The sequence below is a fragment of the Pseudomonas sp. MPB26 genome (assembly GCF_046605355.1).
GTDB lineage: Bacteria > Pseudomonadota > Gammaproteobacteria > Pseudomonadales > Pseudomonadaceae > Aquipseudomonas > Aquipseudomonas cedrina.
The window spans coordinates 5,646,079-5,664,020 of the sequence record NZ_CP176793.1 but is presented as its reverse complement, the minus strand read 5'-3'; the positions used below and the strand labels follow the sequence as shown (position 1 = coordinate 5,664,020).

The following is a 17,942-nucleotide window of genomic DNA, read 5'->3' as shown; positions in this document are numbered from 1 at the left end:
TGTGGAGGAGGGGGGCAGGCCCCCTCGTTTCGGCGGGAAATTACTCTTTTACGTCCATGAACTCTTCAGCCCACGCCACGTAGCTTTCCGGCAAGGTGTACGTGTGCGTCAGCTCGGTGGCGCTCAAGTTCGAGGTGCTGTGCGTCAGCTGGCGCTGGGCGCGCAGGCTGTCGTAGGTCGCCTTGATCGCGGCAAAATAGGCTGCGTGGCCCGCTACCACCACGCGCACGCCGAGGCTGGCCAGGCGTTGCGCGTCATGCAGTTTTGGATTGCCGTAGGTCACCAGCATCAGCGGTACCGTCAGCTTCTCGGCGATTTTTTCCAGATGCTCGAAATCAGCCACGCCGACCATGCAGATCCCGTCGGCGCCAGCTTTCTGGTAAGCCAGGGTGCGCTCGATGACCGCTTCGGTCGGCAACACACCGGCGTTGGTGCGGGCGATGATCGACAGTTGCGGATCAACCCGCGCTTCAAGCGCGGCGCGGACCTTGCCGATGCCTTCTTCGATAGAGATAAGGTCGGTGGACTTACGCCCGAACTGCGCAGGCAGCAGCGTGTCTTCAATGGTCAACGCGGCCACGCCGGCGCGCTCAAGTTCTTCCACGGTACGCATCACGTTCAGCGCGTTACCGTAGCCATGGTCGGCATCGGCAATGAACGGCAACTGGGCCACGCGCCCGATTCGGGTGGCCTGTTCAACGAACTCACTCAGGGTGATCAGCGCAAAATCCGGCGCCGCCAGGACCTGCAACGAGGCCACGGAACCACCGAGGATACCGACCTCGAAACCCAGGTCGGCGGCGATACGCGCAGACATCGGGTCGAAGACGGAGGCGGTTTCTACGCAAATTGGGGTGGCGAGCAATTCACGGAATTGGCGGCGCAGGGCTGAGTGAGAAATCTTTGGCATGTTCTTTCCTGGTTCTGGTCATCGTCACATGACGATCAATGTCTATTCATGGTGGTGCGAGATTACCATGCAGACGAACGCAGGATGATGACGTTTCAGCACCAGCAAACGCTGACCTATAAATCTTCAGCCTACGCATAACCGTAGTGAGCGGGCTTGCCCCGCGCTGGGCTGCGCAGCAGCCCCAATGGAAACGAATGCGGAGTACCAGACATTCCGCAGAGTCTGATTTAGGGCTGCTACGCAGCCCAACGCGGGGCAAGCCCGCTCGCCACAGGGGGAACTCGCCAGCCTCTGAAAGTTGTGTAGATACTTATGGCTATCGCAAGCCAGCCCCCACATTATTTATGCGTAATGCCAGGTCAAGGCGAAATCGGATCGCTCGCCGGGAAGGTTTCTTCCACGGCCTCATCGAGTTTCGAATCGCTGATGCTGCGTTCCTCCAGCGCAACACCGCGTTCGCAATGACAGTTATCCGAAGGGCACGGTTGCCCGGCCGGGTGCAGGTCGGCACATGCCTGGCTGCAATAGGCTTTGCCGTCGCGCTGATAGCGCGTGTCCTCGGCGACATGGCAACTGCAGTCAGGGCACGCGCAAGGCAAATTCGTGGTGGCGTGGTTCATGAATCCTCCGCAAATCAGTGATGTAAGGGTCGACACACCTGTTTTTGAACCCTGAAAAATCCGCAAGGTTGTAAAAAAATACGGTTCGGGTGATGAGCGGTGCAGTTGGCCACCGACCGGCAGAAAAAACGAACCGTCCACGGCCCAGGGCGTCCATGGAGGTAACAGCGTCAATCCAGGAATGAGGAGGTTTACCGATGAATAACTACCCATTGGACGACAACGAATCCGGCCAGCGCAATCGCCAGATCGGCAACGCCATCGGCTTGGCCGCCGACGAGGTCGAGTTGTGGGTCACCTCGGTCGAGGAAGATGGAAGCGGCATGGGCTACGTGGTGCATTTTTCCGCAGGCACGCCCAGCGACGTCCTCGCCAAGGTCGAAGGGCTGGGCGCTGACCGTACGATCAATATTGGCCCGATCGACTGAGACGGCCAGCGCTCGACCCATTTATGGCTGCTTGTAGTGGCCGGGAACGTCATGGCCTTCGTCCACGGGTTTGGTGCGCTTTTGCACCTGAACGTCGCTCAACGGCGCATCCTTGAGTTCAGGGAAGCGCTGCTTGAGCAGAGTCTGCGCCAACTGCGGATCAAGGTCATGCGCATCGTGCTCGAGCGTTCGGCTTTGTGGTTGGTTATCGAGGATGAAGCTGACGAGGTAGTGCGGCTTTTCAAACATGGATGTTTCCTCAAGGCAAGTGACCGACGGGGTATCTGTTTGAGCGGCGTAGCGCAGGAGGATTCAGAAAAATTGGCTGCAGCGCGTTCAAATTGAACGCGCTTGTCTCATCCATGCTGGACCGACCCAGCTCACTGCGGGGCGATTGAACCCGCCTGCTCTTGATACCCTTTGCGCAGTTTCTCTGCGATCAGCTTTTGCGCTTCACGCAAGGCGCGTTCGGGACTGTCGAGGGACTTGATCAGGGTCTGGCCCTTGGTGCCGATACGACCGAAATTCACCACCACCTCAGCCTCGGTGATGCCGATACGCCAGAACTTGTTGGAATTGCCTTCACCAAAGGTGAACTCGCGCATCAAGGGTGTCGCTTCAGGGGGGACTGGCGGCTGGGCTTGGATCTCGATGGCTTCCTCTGGCTGTTCCGGTTCTGGAAGTGCAGCGGCGTCCTCGCCCCTTAGCAACGCTTCGATGCGATTGAGCACCTCTTCCTGGTCGCGCAGCCAGTCATTACTGAGCACGTCGATGATATTCCAACCGAAGCTGCGCAGTACCGTCGGACGGAAGATGTAGCGCTCACGTACATCAGCGGCGGCCGCCATATCACCATCCAGCAGTACGCCGACGCTGAAGTGTTCACCACTGGCGTCACTGATCGCGAGGTCGCAGCGGAACTGCGAACGTCCGACATATTCCTCAACCGAATGCCCACGTTTGCGCAACGCAGCAGCGAGCGCACCGCGCAGGTGGTCCTTGGGCAGGCTGACGGCAAAGGACTGCTTGGCACCTGGATTGAGGTTGGCGAGGATACCCTGGGAACGTGGCGCATCCCCGCTGGCACTGGCCTGGGCGAACTGCAGGAACGCACGCAGTGCGGCGGCACCGTCGTTGTGGGTATTGGTGATAGCCTCTGCCTCAATGCTGGAGACAATCGCCATGCGCTTTCGCGCGCGACTGAAGATCACATTCAGGCGTTTTTCCCCACCGCGCTGGTTGATCGGGCCGAAGTTCATCAGCATTTTGCCGTTCGGTCCTGGCGCGTAGCAAATGCTCAGGATGATCACATCACGCTCATCTCCCTGGACGTTCTCCAGGTTCTTGACGAACAAGCCATTGAACTGCCCGGCATCTTCAAGCACGTATTCGCGCTCAAGCCGTGTGGCAAAGGCCGAGTCGCCGCTGGCCAAGTCTTCCAGGGCCTGCTCGATGGCGCCTTGCTGGGCCTCGGAAAAGGCGACGATACCCAGGCTCAGTCCAGTCTCCCGTTGTAGCAGCTCCCGTACCAGGTTAGCGATATACCGCGCTTCGGCCAGGTTGCTGCGACTGAGATAGACACCGTCGCTCATCTTCAAGAAGCTGATCGGGCTGTCCAGCAGCGTGTCGGCGCCGCGGATGGCTGCCTGGGCGTCCGTGGAGTCAAGTGCGGTCTGGGCCGGGGCAGGGCGCTCGATACGACGGTCGGGAATAGTGATCAGCCGCCCTTCGTAGAACGCCGCGTTGGAAAAACTGATCAAGGCTTCGTGGCGACTGCGGTAGTGCCAGGCCAGGAGGGTTGCCGGCAAGTTTCGCGCGGCTTGGCTCAGCAGGCTGTCGGCATCAAGGTTGATTGCGATCTGTTCGCCATCCTCCATGGCAATCAGTTCGTTATCGTCCTGGTCGCCGGCACTGGAGAAGAAGTTGGTCGGTGGCAATTGCATCTCATCACCGACCACGATCACCTGCTGCGCACGGCTCAGTGCGGGCACGGCTTCTTCGCTGGGGATCTGACTGGCTTCGTCGAAAATCACCACGTCAAACAGGTCCGGCGTCAAAGGCAGGGTGTCGGACACCGACAGCGGGCTCATCAACCAGATGGGCTTGAGGTCGTTGATCACGCGGCCACTGTCACCACTCGCCATTTCGCGAATGGAGCGATAGCGCATGGTCTTGCCCAGCTCATGTTCCAGTTCACGGCGACCTTTGGCGTAGGCTTTCTTGAACTCACGGGCCTGGGCATCGAGTTGAGCCACCGACATCGCCGATTGCTTCACATGCTCCAGAAAACGCTGGTGCAACGTGGCGCTCAGCACGTGGGCGTTGCTTTTGAGCAGGTTGCATTCAGCCTGGCTGACCTGGCGCGCAGCCAGACTCAAGGCCGGGCCGTCGAAGCGCGCCAGCTGCGGATTGGCGCGATACAGGCGGGTCAGGTTTTCCTGGGCAATCAAACCGTCCAGTGCGCGTTGCGCCAAGGCGTACTGTTGCGCGACCGCCAGGCAGACAGGCTCGGCTTGGTGCAGCTCATTGAGCAGGGGCAGGGTGTCGGGCAGCTCGTCGAGTTCTTCACGCAGGTCGCGCAGGTACTCGGCCAACTCGCCCAGGCTCAGCGCCGGGTCAAACACACAATGTCGAGCGACCAGTTCGGCCAGGCGCGCTACCGGCTGGCGCAGGCCGGCTTCCTGGCGTACACCGGGCAGGGCGTCCGGATTACCTCGCAGGCCCTCAACCCATTGGCGCAACAGCGGTGATGCGCTCAGTTGCTGGAGCAAGGCTTGCAGGTTGTGCACGAACAGGTCGATATCCGGGATGCCATAACGGCCTTGCAAGCGTTGCTGCTCGGCGTGCACTTGGGCAGTAGCGCGATGCTCGTCGGCCAGGTTGTCCAGCACGCTGCGCAAAGTTGGTCGAATCGCGTGCTGACTGAAGTCGTAGCGCCGGAGCAATTCACCACGCAGCCGCCACCAGGCGGGTTGCAGCCAACGCAGCAGCGAGCCTTCCAGCCGCTGTACCAGATCGATGGCAGCCTGGGTGTCCTGGGGCGCGAGTTTTTCACGCCAGTGGTGGTTGGATTCACGGGCGTTGTGTTGCTGTACGGCCAGTGCTTGCAACGCCGCCTGCTCGGCGTGCAGCGCTTGGGCGCCTGATGAGCCCGGTTCCAGCAGGTCGAGGTGCGCTGCGAGGTTGGCGCTGGTCAATTGTTCGGCGGCCTGGGTCAGCACGCACGCGTCCGCCAGGCGAGTGTCCGCGGACAACAGGCTCGACGATGACTCCAGGCATTGCTCGACGCTGTCGATCAGCCCACCGGCTTCATCCAGGAACGCCTTGAGTTGGCCGTACGCATGTTCGTGGGTAATCAGGCTCGAGGCCAAGCGGCTGAAAGGGTGACGTGCGAAGCTGTCGAGGCCGAAACGTTCTTTGATCGCCTGATAGACGCGACCGGTCAGCTCGCTTTGTGCCTGCCAGTGACGCCATTCGGGCAAACGTTCCAAGGCTTCGGGAGGCAGCGTGGCAGCAACGGGCGGTAGTTCGATCAAGTGACGTACCAGCTCGCGTACCGAGCATGCCAAGGACTCCGGCATTCCACGCATTGCCTGTTCAAAACGCTCTATCAAGCCCAGCTGCTGGCTCAGGCCAGCCAGCAAGGTGTCGCGCCTGGCTTGCAACTGCGACGACTGCGCATCGCCGGCGATCCAGCGCTCATAGCACTCGCGCAGGTTGCCCACGAAGGCCTTCTTGTCGGTCTGGGAGTCGTGGATCAGGCAGCACAAATCACCCAGTTCACTTTGCTGCAGGCGATGGAACACCACGTCCAGTGCCGCACGTTTTTCACAGACAAACAGCACTCGCAGGCCGCGACCGGCGTAGTCCGCGATCAGGTTAGTGATGGTCTGGGATTTGCCGGTGCCTGGGGGTCCCTGAATGATGAAGTTACGCCCGGTACGGGCCAGGCTGACGGCCGCATTCTGCGTGGCGTCGCCCGCCACCACGTTCCACTGTTCGGGCAACGGGATCGGGTCGGGGGCCCGGACCTCGACGTCCCGAGGCTCGATGGAGAACATCCGGTCAAACGCTTCGTTCTGCGCCGGTTCGTCGATCAACTGTGCATAGTCACGCACCAGCGACATCTTGCGATAATTGAAGTTGGCCAGGGTCACCTGGGTCAGGTCTATGTCCCAGGCGTAGCGATGCCCCTGGTTCTCGGGCAGGGCAAAGGTGCTGTTTTCGGCGCTGCTGGCAACCATCTGCGGGTGCTGGTTGCGCGGAACGGGTTTGGCGCCTACGGCCAGGCGTAGCGGCAACTCGCTTGGCAGCACTTTCTGCTGGAACAACTGCAGGCCCAGGGGACGGAAGTCTTCGCGATCGTAGCTGAAATCCGGCTTCGTCAAAGGCGTCGACATGCGCTGGCGGGCACGACGGCGCTTGAAGTGGTGCAGATGCTGCACGGCTTTTTGGTGGATCAGTTCGATTTGCGGCTTGCTTTGCAGGCGTAACTCGACGCCGGGTTCGGTCAGTTTGATCTGGCGCGCAATATCAGCGTGGATGTCTTCCAGCGAAGTCTTTTGCAGGTCGACGGTTTCCGGCAACTGGATGTCGTAGAGCTGACGCAATTGATGACGCAGTACCGGGTTGAATTCGGCCTCGGTTTCGTCGCACTGCAACACGAACTGGTCACGTACGCCTTTTTTGCGACTCAATTCCACCGGCAACCACAGCAGCGGGGTGACGATGCGTTCTTCCGGCGTGTCCTTGAGGTTGTGCCAGCGCATGAACGCCACCACCAGGCGAAGGTTACTGAAGCCGAATTCGGCGCGGTCGCGGCGGGTTTCCTGGATGATGCGCTCCAGGGACGCCTGCAGCCAGGCCTGGTCTTCGAACCGTAGCCATTGCTGCAGGCCGACAGGTTTACCGCTGAGCACTTGTTCGGAGAATCCGCCAAAGTTGGGCTGCCAGGTGCACAGCGCTTCGGGCCGGATACTTTCAATGCGCATCACCAACGGAACGCTGGCCACGGTCAAGTTGACGTTGGCCTGGGTCGGCCGGAAATACAGCAGGCGATTGCGACGCGAAAGGTCAAACAACCGGTTGCGCAGATGTTCCAGCACCACAGTGCGCCGCGAAGCCGGGCCTTCGGCCTGGGCCAACACACGCTCGACATCCAGGCTGGCCGGCTGTTCGCGCCAGGACTCCAGGCGGCGTGCCAGCGAGCCCACATCAGTGGCGCGCTCATGGCGGTTGAGCTCAGTCATCTCGACGATAAGGTTGGCCAGCACCGGGTTGAGTCGGCCATTGAGCTGGAACAGATTGCGACGATGCCGGGCAAATGTCTTGAGGTCATTGATATCGGCGAAATCCAGCCCGCACGCCAGGCACGCCAATAATTGGCCGAGCTGGAATATGTCGGTGATCTCATCGTGGTGCCCGAGGCGATGCTCCCAACTGTGCAGGTCAGGGAGGAAGACCGGGTGGTCGATGGTTTGATGCAGATCTTCCTGGACTTGCAGGTCAGTAATGGCCACGCCGCTTTCCGAATCCCGAGTCAGGCGGACTTTGCCGACGACGTTGAGCGCCGATTCCGCATTGGGCTGCACCTGCTTGATCGCGTCCATCGCCAGTCGCGCAGGTATACCCTCGGGATTGCGCAATTGCAGCGTGCGCTCCGGCCCCTGTATCACATCGAAATAACTGAGCTGGGCGACACGCCCCAGTTCATGCAGTTGCGCCACTTGGCGTAGCAGCGGTAGCGCCAGGAACAACACATCGTCGATGGGTACTGCAGCGCCATCGTGGCTATTGAGTAACTCAGTGAATGTGACGGGTTGGATTACTGGGTCCATGTGTCGACCTCCGCTTTGAGCGCACGAACGATCGGGTCGAGCTCACGTTTTGGTAGTTTGATATCGCGCTTGAGCACGTTGATAAAGTCATCGGCGCTGCCGAGTTTCTTGGCGGTGCGCGCGGCGTGCAGCAGGGCTTCATCCCGCAGGTCGCGGTCCACCAGGCTCAGGTCAAGCATGATGAAGTGCAGGTATTCATGGATGCTTGTGTCGATACGCTCGGCATTCAGCGTCGCCAGGTCAAGTGGCGTTTCGTTGTCTTTCCAGTCCGGAAAGAAACCGCGCACCTGGTTGAGCACAACCTCCGATTGCAACACGGTCGTGCCGATGAAATGCGCAATAAAACTGCGGGTGAGGGCGGTCAACTCGACCTGATTGGTCACGTCCAGACGATTGAGCGACAACGGCCCACGCAAGCGGCGATCCAGCCAGTTGTCCGTATCCGGGAGTTGCTGCCACCAGCTGTCTACCGCTTGGGAGCGTAGAAACGTCTCCGGATGGGAAATGCCCTGGGATAACGGTGCATCCTTGCCGTCCAGCTCACGGGCCTGCTTCAAGTAGCTGGCGGCATCAACGCTGATAATCCCGGTGTGAATCTTGACCAGAGACGTAATCGACGCTTCTGGACCATTGGCAACCAGGGCGGCACCGCGGTCAGCATAGATTTCAGTGTGCAGGCTATAGAGACGTGCGGTCTGTTCCAGGCTGGCCGGCGTATTCACATCGGCCATGGCATGATTAAGAATCCGCTCGGCGGTGAGAAAGTCGCCATTGTGCTCCGACCATAAGCGGTAATGGGCCAACTCATGCCCGAGCAAGGCCAGCAACTCCTGAGCATCCAGGCGCTCAAGAATCGGTCCGTAAAACACCACATGCACTTCACCGGCCAGGTAATACAGGCTCGCATTCATCGCACCGTCGCCAGCCTGATAAAGGGTTGCTGGGGCGTTGATCTGCAAGCACTGCAGCGCTGTTTCACAGGCTTGATAGGCCTGGGGATGGGTCTCGGGGCTCAGGCGATAAGTGTCACGCAGCAATTGCGCGCGCACATCCTGAGCATGCTCCTGTTGAACGCCCAAGGACGAGGCCCATTCCCACACGACAGGTTCACGGGCTTTGAGGTAATCGACCACACGCTGGTGGTAAGGCAGTGGCGTCAGGCTGCTGATGTCCAGCGCGGTGGTACTCATTGTGTTCAAACGTCCTTGAGAGGATACGGCTCCATATACTGCGGTTGTGCAGCAGAGACCTGGGTTGGCATCCCGGTATCAATGATTGGTAACAAACGCGGAGCATACCTATGGGCAGGGGAAAATACTTGTGAAAGAAAGTGGACATCGGAAGTGGGATTGCCGAATCAGGGCTTTGGGCTGCGCATGAGCATATTCAGCATAATCCTCTATTTAACATAATATACATTATGCGAACCGTCCTATACGGGACTCGGGGGCTCTTGAGGCTGCTTTTCACCAAGTGATCAGGCTGGCCAGGCCGAATTTCTCGCGTGCGAGAAAACACCGCTACGAACATTACGATGGCCGCTGTGTTTCTGCCGCTGCATCAATACGAATTTTAGCGCGTGCAACAACGGCTATCGCTTCGGCAATAAACGCAGCGTCACCGGTGTCGTAAGCGTCAGCCAAAAAGAAAGCCATCGCTTCGGCATCAACCAGCGAGTCCGCTGGGTCGTAATCGTAAATCGGCTCTGTCATAAAATTCTCCCGGGGTAGCCATTCGTGAAAAATTCTCGCATGCGAGAAATCCTGCAAGGCTGGCCGACACTGCTTCAAATTGAAAGATAGCAGCCATGCGTAAGCTAACCTTGGCTCACCTGGTGAGCTATCCCTAGCTCATTCTTGAACGATACCGTGCAAACTTGAAAGATAGCGATCAGAGATGGACTGCCCCTAGCTCATTAGATGAGCTACCCTACCCCAATGTTATGCAATTTATGAATAACTATACTAAATGACTATTTAGTTGAGTTATATGTGCTCGCCTCAATAACCACCTGCCGCCGTCAGCGCGCCCCCCACAATCGCAATCCCCGAGCTGCTGCCCAGGCGTGTCGCTCCGGCCTCAATCATTTTCAACGCCGTCGGATAGTCGCGCACGCCCCCGGACGCCTTTACTCCAACCCCGGCGCCTACGGTCTGGCGCATCAGCGCCACATCTTCGACCGTAGCGCCGCCGCGGCTGAAACCCGTTGAGGTCTTGACGAAGGCCACGCCCAGCTCGCGGCAGATTTCACAGGCCTGGACCTTCTGCTCGTCATCAAGCAGGCAGGTTTCCAGGATGACCTTCAACGGCACGGCGCCGCAGGTTTTGTGAACCAGGGCAATGTCTTCGCGCACGGCGTCCAGCAGCCCGTCCTTCAACCAGCCGATATTAAGCACCATATCGATCTCCCCTGCCCCGGCGGCAATCGCCTGTTGGGCTTCGAACGCCTTGGTATCACTCAGGCCAGCGCCCAGCGGGAAGCCCACCACTGCACAAATCACCACGGATTTGTCACTCAGGCACGATGCGGCGTAAGGCACTTGCCCTGAATTCACGCACACCGAATAAAAGCCGTGTTCCCGGGCTTCTTCGCACAAGGTCCGGATCTGCCCACGGGAGGCATCGGCGGCGAGCAAAGTGTGATCGATGTATTTGGCTAATGCTGCGGGTGGAAGACTGTTCATTTAAGGGGTCCTTGCCTGTATGTTGCCAATGAGTGTGCGGCGCGTGTCACGACGCTCACTTTAATAGTTGCAATATTCACATTTAATGTTACTTATTTAACATCAACAATCAAGCCCTGGAATACTCGTGGACAGTAGAAAAGCCGAGCGACTGAAGCTTATCCAACAAGCCTTGCAGGACCAGAACGCCATTCACTTGAAGGAAATGGCCGCCCTGCTGGACGTTTCCGAGATGACCCTGCGCCGCGATCTCAACCACTTCAGCAAGCACCTGAGGCTGCTCGGTGGCTACATCACCCGGGTTGGCAACGAAGTCGGCGATTACCGGGTAGCCGAGCAGGACACGCGTCACGTCGAGGAAAAGCGCCGTATCGGTAAACTCGCCGCCCCGTTGATCCAGCCAGGTGACACGGTATTTTTCGACTGTGGCACCACCTCACCTTTTGTTGTGGATTTCATTCCCGATGCGCTGGAGTTCACCGCGGTGTGCAGCTCGTTGAACGTGTTGCTCAAGCTGCAGAACAAGCCCAATTGCCACATCGTGTTGTGTGGCGGCACCTTTCACCGCAAGAACCAGGTCTTCGAAAGCAGCGCCGAAAGCAGCATTCTCGACAGCGTGCGTCTGACGTGGGCCTTCGTGACTGCTGCGGGCGTCAGCCAGGAATTTGGCGTGACGTGCTTTAACTTCAATGAAGTCGAGGTCAAGCAAAAGGTCATGCGCCAAGCCCGGCAACGCGTATTGCTCGCCGATTTCAGCAAGTTCGACACCGTGCGCACCGCTCACTTCGCCGCTCTGCAAGACTTTCAGTACGTGGTCAGCGACAAGAAAATCCCGCGTAACTATAAAGACGTCATCCAGGCCAACGGTGCGCAATTGCTGGTTTAACCCAACAACTTCTGCCGTTCCTGCGCATTCAAGTATCCGGTGGTGACACTGAACGAAGCGCTGGCTCCAGCCGGCAGTTCGCGCACGTGACCTTTGGTTTTCTCGGCGTTATAACCCTCGGGCTCGCAAGTGGCCGGCAGCACGAACGCCGCCACTTGCTGATCCGGCGTGTACAGGATCCAGCGCACGGCATGCTCGAACTGCTCGGGACGGTAACGGGTATAGAACGCAGCTCCGTCGGGATGATCCAGCAGAAAATGCGCCTGACCCGCGGCATCCGTACCTACGCCATCGAAGAAAAACACTATCTCCGGGTCGTACAGTGCCGGCTGCTCAAGGCAGGCCAATTGAGCCGGGTGCTCGGCCAGTTGCGCCATATAGGCGCTCCAGGCCGGGGTTGGCTTGACGTGGTCCGGCACGCTGGTCCGCAGGCGCATGCGCTGCAGGCCCTGCGGCTCGACAAACCGCGCACCGGTCACGAAGGCGTAGTTCATGTGGGCCATGTACATCAAGTCCATTGGCTTGCCGGCCAGGTTCGTCACGTCCATTTCGATATCGAACAAGGCCGAATCGGCGCGCAGTGTCACGCTGGGGCTCGCCCGGTAGCGATCGCCGAACCCCTTGGCATATTGATAAGAACCACCCAGGCGCAAAACGCCCTCGCCGACTTCCAGCCAGGCCGTGTCCATTGGCGCACAGGGCATTTCGCCGTGCAAGGCGTGGGTGTCATCCGCCGCCGGGCAACCGTTGCGCAGCAAGCCGCTGTGAAACATGAAGCAGCCATAGGTATCAATGATCGTCGGGCTGGGCCTGGGTTGCTCGAACAGGTTGCTCATGGTCAGGTCGCAACCGTCGAACACGGCTGACCAGATCATCTGCCCCAGATAAGGCAAAACCACCAACCTTCCACGGCTGTTTTCAAGGCTCAGGGCCAGCACGCCGGACGGGTAAATCCAGGCGCTGACCTTGAATGCCGGCGATTGCAGCAGGGTTTTTTCCTGCTCGCCAAACAGCGCAGGGTATAGCGGGATACGTGTATTCATGAAGCCACCGCCTCAGGCGCGCCCACCGCCAGGGAGCCGGGTTGGCGCATGCACTTGAGCGCATACATCACAATCACGATGAAGCACAGCAACGGCACGCTGTAGGCCAGTTGCATATTGCCGCCGCTGGCGTCGGACAGCAGGCCCTGGAAGATCGGGATCACCCCGCCGCCGACAATGCTCATCACCAGCAAGGAACCGCCGACGCCGGTGTCTTCACCCAGGCCATCAATGGTCAGGCCGTAGATGGTCGGCCAGCACGGACCGAGGAAAATGCTCACGCCGACTGCTGCATACACCGCCGAAATGTTCGGCACCAGAATCGTGTACGCCAGAAGCACAATGCACAGCACACCGTAGATCGCCAATACCTTGGCCGGATGCAGGCGCCGCATCAACAGGTTGGCGATCAACTTGCCGACAAAGTAGGCGGCAAAGGTGGTCAGCAGAAACCAGGAAGCGCTGCGCTCATTCATACCGCCCATTTGCATGGCCAGGCGAATGGTGAAACTCCATACACCGACCTGCGCGCCCACGTAGAGAAACTGCGCCAACACCCCAAAGGTAAAGCGTGGGTTGCGCCACAGTCGGCCCAGGCTCTGACGCAGGCTGCCAGGCTTGCTGCCTGCGGGCTGATTACCCTTGCAGGCGGGAAACCGGGTAATGGCGATCAGGATAAATACCAACACCAGCACGGCAATCATCCACTTGTAGGGCAACAACGTGGACTGGATCATTTGCAACTGCTGCACTGCCGCCTCGGAGGCGCTCATCTGCGTCAGTTGTTCAGTGGTGGCGTCGGTGTCCTTGAACATCACAAAGCTGCCCACGTACACCCCGGTCATTGCACCGAAGGGGTGGAAGGTCTGCGAGATGTTCAAGCGCCGGGTCCCGGTTTCCCGTGGTCCCATCAGGGTCGAGTAGGTGTTGCACGCGGTTTCCAGGAACGACAGGCCGGCGGCGATCACAAACAGCGCCAGCAGGAACATGCCGTACTTGGCCGTGGAGGCCGCCGGAAAGAACAACAGGCAGCCGAACATATACAGCATCAACCCGATCAGGATCGTGCTTTTGTAGCTGAAGCGACGCACCACCATCGCGGCCGGAATCGCCACGAAAAAATAGCCCAGGTAGAACGCCGACTGCACAAAGGCGGTCTGGAAATCACTGAGCAAAAACGCTTTCTTGAAGTGCGCGATCAGCACATCGTTCATGCTGGCCGCCGCGGCCCATAGTGCAAAAATGCTGCACAGCAGGATAAAGGCGAACCAGGGCGTGCGGTTCAGGTAGAAACCATCGGGTGTCTGTTGCAGCGCAGGTTTGTTCATTATTGTTCTCCGGGCTGGTTTGAAGGTGTTATCGCTGTTGCTGAAAGCGCTTGAACGTTTCGGCGTCGGGGTAAGACGTCTGCGTACCCAGCCCCATGACCGAACAGGCGGAATACGCCACTGCCTGTTCCATGGCCTGGCGGATATGGCCGTCGCGGTTCCAGTGATGGATGAAGCAACCGATAAAGGCATCGCCGGCCCCGGTGGTGTCGCGGGCCGCCACCTGTACGCCAGGCACTTGGAACTCGCCCTCCTCGCCCACATACAGCGCACCGTGTTCGCCGAGGGTGACGATCACATGGCGAATGCCGCTGGTCACCAGGCTACGCGCGGCGGTTTGGGCTGACGCAGGCGAGTCCACCACCTGGCCGCTGATCAACGCCAGTTCCGATTCATTGGGGATCAGGAAGTCAAGCTTCGCCAAGTGCTCGGCGCTCAGCCCGGCCAGAGCGGGCGCCGGGTTGAGCAGCACCGCGATGGCGTTGCGCTGAGCGAATTCGATGGCGTGATAGACCGTCTCCAGGTTGATCTCCAGTTGCAGCACGATCAGCGTGCATTCGCGCAGGTCGGCCGCGGCGGCATCGATGTCCGCCGGCGACAAATGCGCATTGGCGCCTTTGACGATCAATATGCTGTTATGGGAATCGGCCCGGACGAAGATCGGCGCGACGCCGCTGGAGACGCCCGGTACGCGCTGCACATACCGGGTGTCGATACCAAAGCGCTGGAAGTTGGCCACGGTGTTGTCGGCAAACATGTCGTCGCCGACCTTGCTCAGCATCAGGACATCGGCGCCAAGCTTGGCGGCCGCCACGGCCTGGTTGGCCCCCTTGCCGCCGCAACCGAGGGCAAAGCCCGGCGCTTCCAGGGTTTCTCCCTGGGCCGGCATGCGGTCGATATAGGTAATCAAATCCACCATGTTGCTGCCGATGACTGCGATCTTGCTCATTGCTATTCCACCTTGTTGCAGCACGACCAGGCCGATCATGCCGCTCTTGTTTTGTTATTTAAATAACATTAGGTGTGAATATTCAATCTTTTTTTTGCGATAGTCGATCAATGAAACCTGCGTAACGCACAAAAAAAACCGGCCCGTAGTGGGCCGGTCGGTCGAACGCCGGTTTAAGTCAGGTAAGGTTGCCTGCGTTACAAGCTGAAGCGATCCACGGACTGCGATAACTTGCCGGCCAAACCCGACAGCTCATCGGTGGTAGAGGCGGTTTCCCCAATGATGCGGCTGTTGCTGGCCGACATCCCCGCAATCATCTCCACCTGGTGCGCGATTTCATTGCTGGCCAGGCTCTGCTCGCCGATCGTACGCGAGATATCGTTGACCATTTCGGTGGTGCTCAAGGTGGCCTGCAGAATCTCGCGGATCGCCCGCTCCACCTCGGCGGTCACCGCCATGCCTTTATCCACCTGGGCAACACCCTCCTCCATGCTGGTGACCGCTTCGCGCGTGCTCTGCTGGATGCGGCCGACCATGCTGGCGATTTCCTGGGTCGACGCGCTGGTGCGTCCTGCGAGGCTGCGCACTTCATCGGCGACCACCGCGAAACCGCGCCCCTGCTCACCGGCGCGCGCGGCCTCGATCGCGGCGTTCAGGGCCAACAGGTTGGTTTGGTCAGCGATCCCTTTGATCACCTGGATAATGCTGAAAATCGCCTCGGACTCTTTGTCCAGCGTGCGGATTACCAGGGCCGATTGCTGCGCTGAACGGGCGATGCCGTCCATGTCGCTGACCACCTGATGAATCACCCGGCCGCCTTCCTTGGCCAGGGTCTCTGCCTGGTTGGCCATGTCCAGGGCGCGCCCGGCGTGCCGGGTGATTTCCTCGATGCTGGCGGTCATTTCACTCGCGGCGGCGGCCATGGTGCTGGCGGCCGCGCTTTGCTGCTGGCTGCTGTCGGCGACTTCATGGCAGCCGTGGCTCAACTGCTCGCTCATGCCATTGACGCCCTGGGCGTTGCTGCGCACCACTTCGATCATGCCGCGCAGGTCGCGTTGCATGGTGGCGAGGCTGCGGATCAACGAGCTGGCTTCGTCCTTGCGCTTGGGTTCCACAATCGCTTCGCTCAAGTTGCCGCGCGCGATGCTGGCAGCAATGCGGCTGGCCGCCTGTAATGGGTCCATGATGCTCAGAATGACCCAGCGCCCCTGTGCCAACAGCAATAAGAGGCTGGCAATCAACACCGCTCCCAGAGTGAAGTTGGCGGTGTGGATGGCCTGTTGTGTGCTGGCACTGGTCCGTTGGGTGTGGCTCTCGATCAGTTCGCTCAGGTTCGCCATCTGGTCTTCCAACTGACTGAAAGCGGCATGGAAGGTATCCAATTGTCCGCGCGCGGATTCGGGATCGTCCAGAGCGAGTGCGACAATACGTTCACCGGTGCTGATGTAGGTCTCAAGGCTGGGCTTGATGTTCTCCAGGCCTGCCTTGATCGTATCTTCCACCGGCAGCTTGAAGTTATCGCCAAGTACCTGGCGGAAATGTTCGGCGTGTTCCTTTAATGCGCTGTTGACCTCGGCCTTGGTGGTGGCACTCTTGCCCAACCCCACCAACATCGCCGACAACACGTCGGCGCGCAGGGCATCGTGCATCATGTCGGCCTCCATGTGGTTGCGCAGCACCGTCATGCTGACCTCGCTGTCCTGCACGGCCTGGTCCATACGCATATTTCCCACGTAGCTGACCAGGCTCATGATCAGCGCAGTGAGCAGCCCGGTCGCTATCAACAGCATCAAGCGTAATTTGATCGTCATGCCTGTTATCCCCGTAGCCTGCGGCCGGTTGGGAACCCAACCCTTTGAGCGTCGCTGATAACGTTATCGGCAGCGCCTGTGCGTTAGTGAAGCCTAAGTTTGCGGATCTGCGCGGATACCTTAAGCTGGCGGCCCTTTGCTTCGCCCGGAACTGCCCATGTCTCGACGTATCGCCCATCTCGCCCTGCTCCTGGGGCTGATCACCGCCGTCGGCCCCTTCGCCATCGACATCTACCTGCCGGCCCTGCCAACGCTGGGCGCCAGCCTGCATGCTTCGCCGGCGCTGGTACAGATGAGCCTCACGGTGTTCTTCGTCATCATTGGTGTGTGCCAACTGTTCTACGGGCCGCTCAGTGATGTGTTCGGGCGCAAGCCGCCGATCTATATCGGCCTGGTGATCTTCGCCGTTGGCAGTGTGGGCTGTGCCTTGGCACCCGACATCGAAACGCTGATCGCTTTTCGTGCCCTGCAGGCCTTCGGCGCCTGCGCGGGCATGGTGATTCCGCGGGCGATCGTGCGCGACCTGTACACCGGCCATGAAGCCGCGAAACTGATGGCGCTGTTGATGCTGGTGATGAGTGTCTCGCCAATCCTCGCGCCGCTGGCCGGCAGCCTGATAATCTCGCTGTGGAGCTGGCGGGAAGTGTTTGCCGTGTTGGCGGTCGTGGCTGTGGCATGCCTGCTGATGACCATCCTGCAACTGCCGGAAACCCATCCCGCCGAACGCCGGTTGGGCAAGACCCTGGGCAACGCGTTCAGCAGTTATGGGGCGCTGCTGCGCGATCCGGTGTTCATCGGTTTATCGGTGGTCTGCGGCTTCGGGCTGGCTACGTTCTTCGTGTTTATCGGCAGCGCGCCGTTCGTGTACATCGAGTATTTCGGTCTGACGCCTACGCAGTTCAGCCTGTGCTTTGCCCTGAACGCCGCGTCATTCTTTGCCGTGAGCCAACTGACCGCCCGCCTCAGCGCGCGCTTTGGCCTGGCCCCGTTGATACGCGGGTCTGTGGTGGCGGTAGCGGCGGTGATGGTAGTGCTGGCGATTACCACCCTGTGGGTCGACAGCCTGGCCTTGATGATGACGCTGCTGTTTATCGGCTTCGGCTTTCTGGGCCTGCTGCTGCCGGCGGCTGGCGTATTGTCCCTCGAGGATCATGGTGCGGTGGCCGGCTCTGCATCGGCCTTGCTCGGGGCGATCCAGATGATCACCGCTGCCGTGTCGATGACGCTGGTCGGCGTGTTTGCCGATCACACGCCCGCGCCGATGTTGATCGGCATCGCGCTGTGCGCCGTCGCGGCCATGCTCACAACCCGGTGGACGTTGCGCCGCCTGCCCGCGCACCTGGCAAGCGCCCCGCCCTCCTCCTGAAACGCATGGGCCCGACGCACCATTCGTCGGGCCCGACCGGCATCCACTACAACTATCGCTCACCTGCCAACTACTAA

14 protein-coding genes and 1 pseudogene are annotated in these 17,942 nt (G+C 59.7%); 3 read left to right on the top strand and 12 right to left on the bottom strand.

Going from position 1 to position 17,942, the window contains the following annotated elements:
- Nucleotides 1-40: 40 nt before the first annotated feature.
- Complete coding sequence (locus ACLH0H_RS25845; protein ID WP_411380216.1) at nt 41-910, bottom strand: oxaloacetate decarboxylase; 870 nt, start codon at nt 908-910, stop codon at nt 41-43.
- A 362-nt stretch (nt 911-1,272) separates the two neighbouring features.
- The gene (locus ACLH0H_RS25840; protein ID WP_411380215.1) at nt 1,273-1,533 is read right to left on the bottom strand and encodes a metallothionein; all 261 of its coding nucleotides are present in this window, start codon (nt 1,531-1,533) and stop codon (nt 1,273-1,275) included.
- Nucleotides 1,534-1,730: 197 nt separating this feature from the next.
- Between ACLH0H_RS25840 and ACLH0H_RS25835 the strand changes: the two genes are divergently transcribed.
- The gene (locus ACLH0H_RS25835; protein ID WP_411380214.1) at nt 1,731-1,961 is read left to right on the top strand and encodes a hypothetical protein; all 231 of its coding nucleotides are present in this window, start codon (nt 1,731-1,733) and stop codon (nt 1,959-1,961) included.
- A gap of 21 nt (nt 1,962-1,982) precedes the next feature.
- Here ACLH0H_RS25835 and ACLH0H_RS25830 read toward each other — a convergent pair whose 3' ends face one another.
- From ACLH0H_RS25830 to deoC, 5 genes are all read right to left on the bottom strand, one after another.
- Nucleotides 1,983-2,210, bottom strand: coding sequence for a hypothetical protein (locus ACLH0H_RS25830; RefSeq protein ID WP_186689386.1), 228 nt, complete (start codon nt 2,208-2,210; stop codon nt 1,983-1,985).
- Between the two features lie 131 nt (nt 2,211-2,341).
- Nucleotides 2,342-7,798: a WGR domain-containing protein gene (locus ACLH0H_RS25825; RefSeq protein WP_411380213.1), complete on the bottom strand. Its 5,457-nt coding sequence runs from the start codon at nt 7,796-7,798 to the stop codon at nt 2,342-2,344.
- The gene (locus ACLH0H_RS25820; protein WP_411380212.1) at nt 7,786-8,988 is read right to left on the bottom strand and encodes a M48 family metalloprotease; all 1,203 of its coding nucleotides are present in this window, start codon (nt 8,986-8,988) and stop codon (nt 7,786-7,788) included. Before ACLH0H_RS25820 ends, ACLH0H_RS25825 begins: the two co-directional genes overlap by 13 nt.
- 339 nt (nt 8,989-9,327) lie before the next feature.
- Nucleotides 9,328-9,510, bottom strand: a complete 183-nt coding sequence (locus ACLH0H_RS25815) for a hypothetical protein (RefSeq protein WP_411380211.1) — start codon at nt 9,508-9,510, stop codon at nt 9,328-9,330.
- Between the two features lie 288 nt (nt 9,511-9,798).
- Nucleotides 9,799-10,482 carry a deoxyribose-phosphate aldolase gene (gene deoC / locus ACLH0H_RS25810; protein ID WP_411380210.1) on the bottom strand — a complete coding sequence of 228 codons (684 nt, stop codon included), beginning with the start codon at nt 10,480-10,482 and terminating at the stop codon, nt 9,799-9,801.
- Nucleotides 10,483-10,609: 127 nt separating this feature from the next.
- Between deoC and deoR the strand changes: the two genes are divergently transcribed.
- The gene (deoR, locus tag ACLH0H_RS25805) at nt 10,610-11,368 is read left to right on the top strand and encodes a DNA-binding transcriptional repressor DeoR (protein WP_411380209.1); all 759 of its coding nucleotides are present in this window, start codon (nt 10,610-10,612) and stop codon (nt 11,366-11,368) included.
- Here the strand turns inward: deoR and ACLH0H_RS25800 are convergent.
- The 5 genes and pseudogenes from ACLH0H_RS25800 to ACLH0H_RS25780 all read right to left on the bottom strand — a co-directional run.
- Entirely contained in the window at nt 11,365-12,411 is a 1,047-nt protein-coding gene (locus ACLH0H_RS25800) for an aldose 1-epimerase family protein (RefSeq protein WP_411380208.1), read from the bottom strand. The two genes, deoR and ACLH0H_RS25800, sit on opposite strands and share 4 nt — an antisense overlap.
- Nucleotides 12,408-13,739, bottom strand: a complete 1,332-nt coding sequence (fucP, locus tag ACLH0H_RS25795) for an L-fucose:H+ symporter permease (RefSeq protein ID WP_411380207.1) — start codon at nt 13,737-13,739, stop codon at nt 12,408-12,410. The genes ACLH0H_RS25800 and fucP overlap by 4 nt, the downstream gene beginning before the upstream one ends.
- Nucleotides 13,740-13,767: 28 nt before the next feature.
- Nucleotides 13,768-14,688, bottom strand: a complete 921-nt coding sequence (rbsK, locus tag ACLH0H_RS25790; protein ID WP_411380206.1) for a ribokinase — start codon at nt 14,686-14,688, stop codon at nt 13,768-13,770.
- Between the two features lie 197 nt (nt 14,689-14,885).
- Nucleotides 14,886-15,611: a methyl-accepting chemotaxis protein gene (locus ACLH0H_RS25785; protein ID WP_394329507.1), complete on the bottom strand. Its 726-nt coding sequence runs from the start codon at nt 15,609-15,611 to the stop codon at nt 14,886-14,888.
- 132 nt (nt 15,612-15,743) lie between these two features.
- Nucleotides 15,744-16,028, bottom strand: a pseudogene (locus ACLH0H_RS25780) (HAMP domain-containing protein); the annotation flags it as partial.
- 628 nt (nt 16,029-16,656) lie between these two features.
- Here ACLH0H_RS25780 and ACLH0H_RS25775 point away from each other — a divergent pair.
- A complete protein-coding gene (locus ACLH0H_RS25775; protein WP_411380205.1) occupies nt 16,657-17,865 on the top strand; it encodes a multidrug effflux MFS transporter in 1,209 nt (402 codons plus the stop codon).
- The last annotated feature ends 77 nt before the right edge of the window (nt 17,866-17,942 follow it).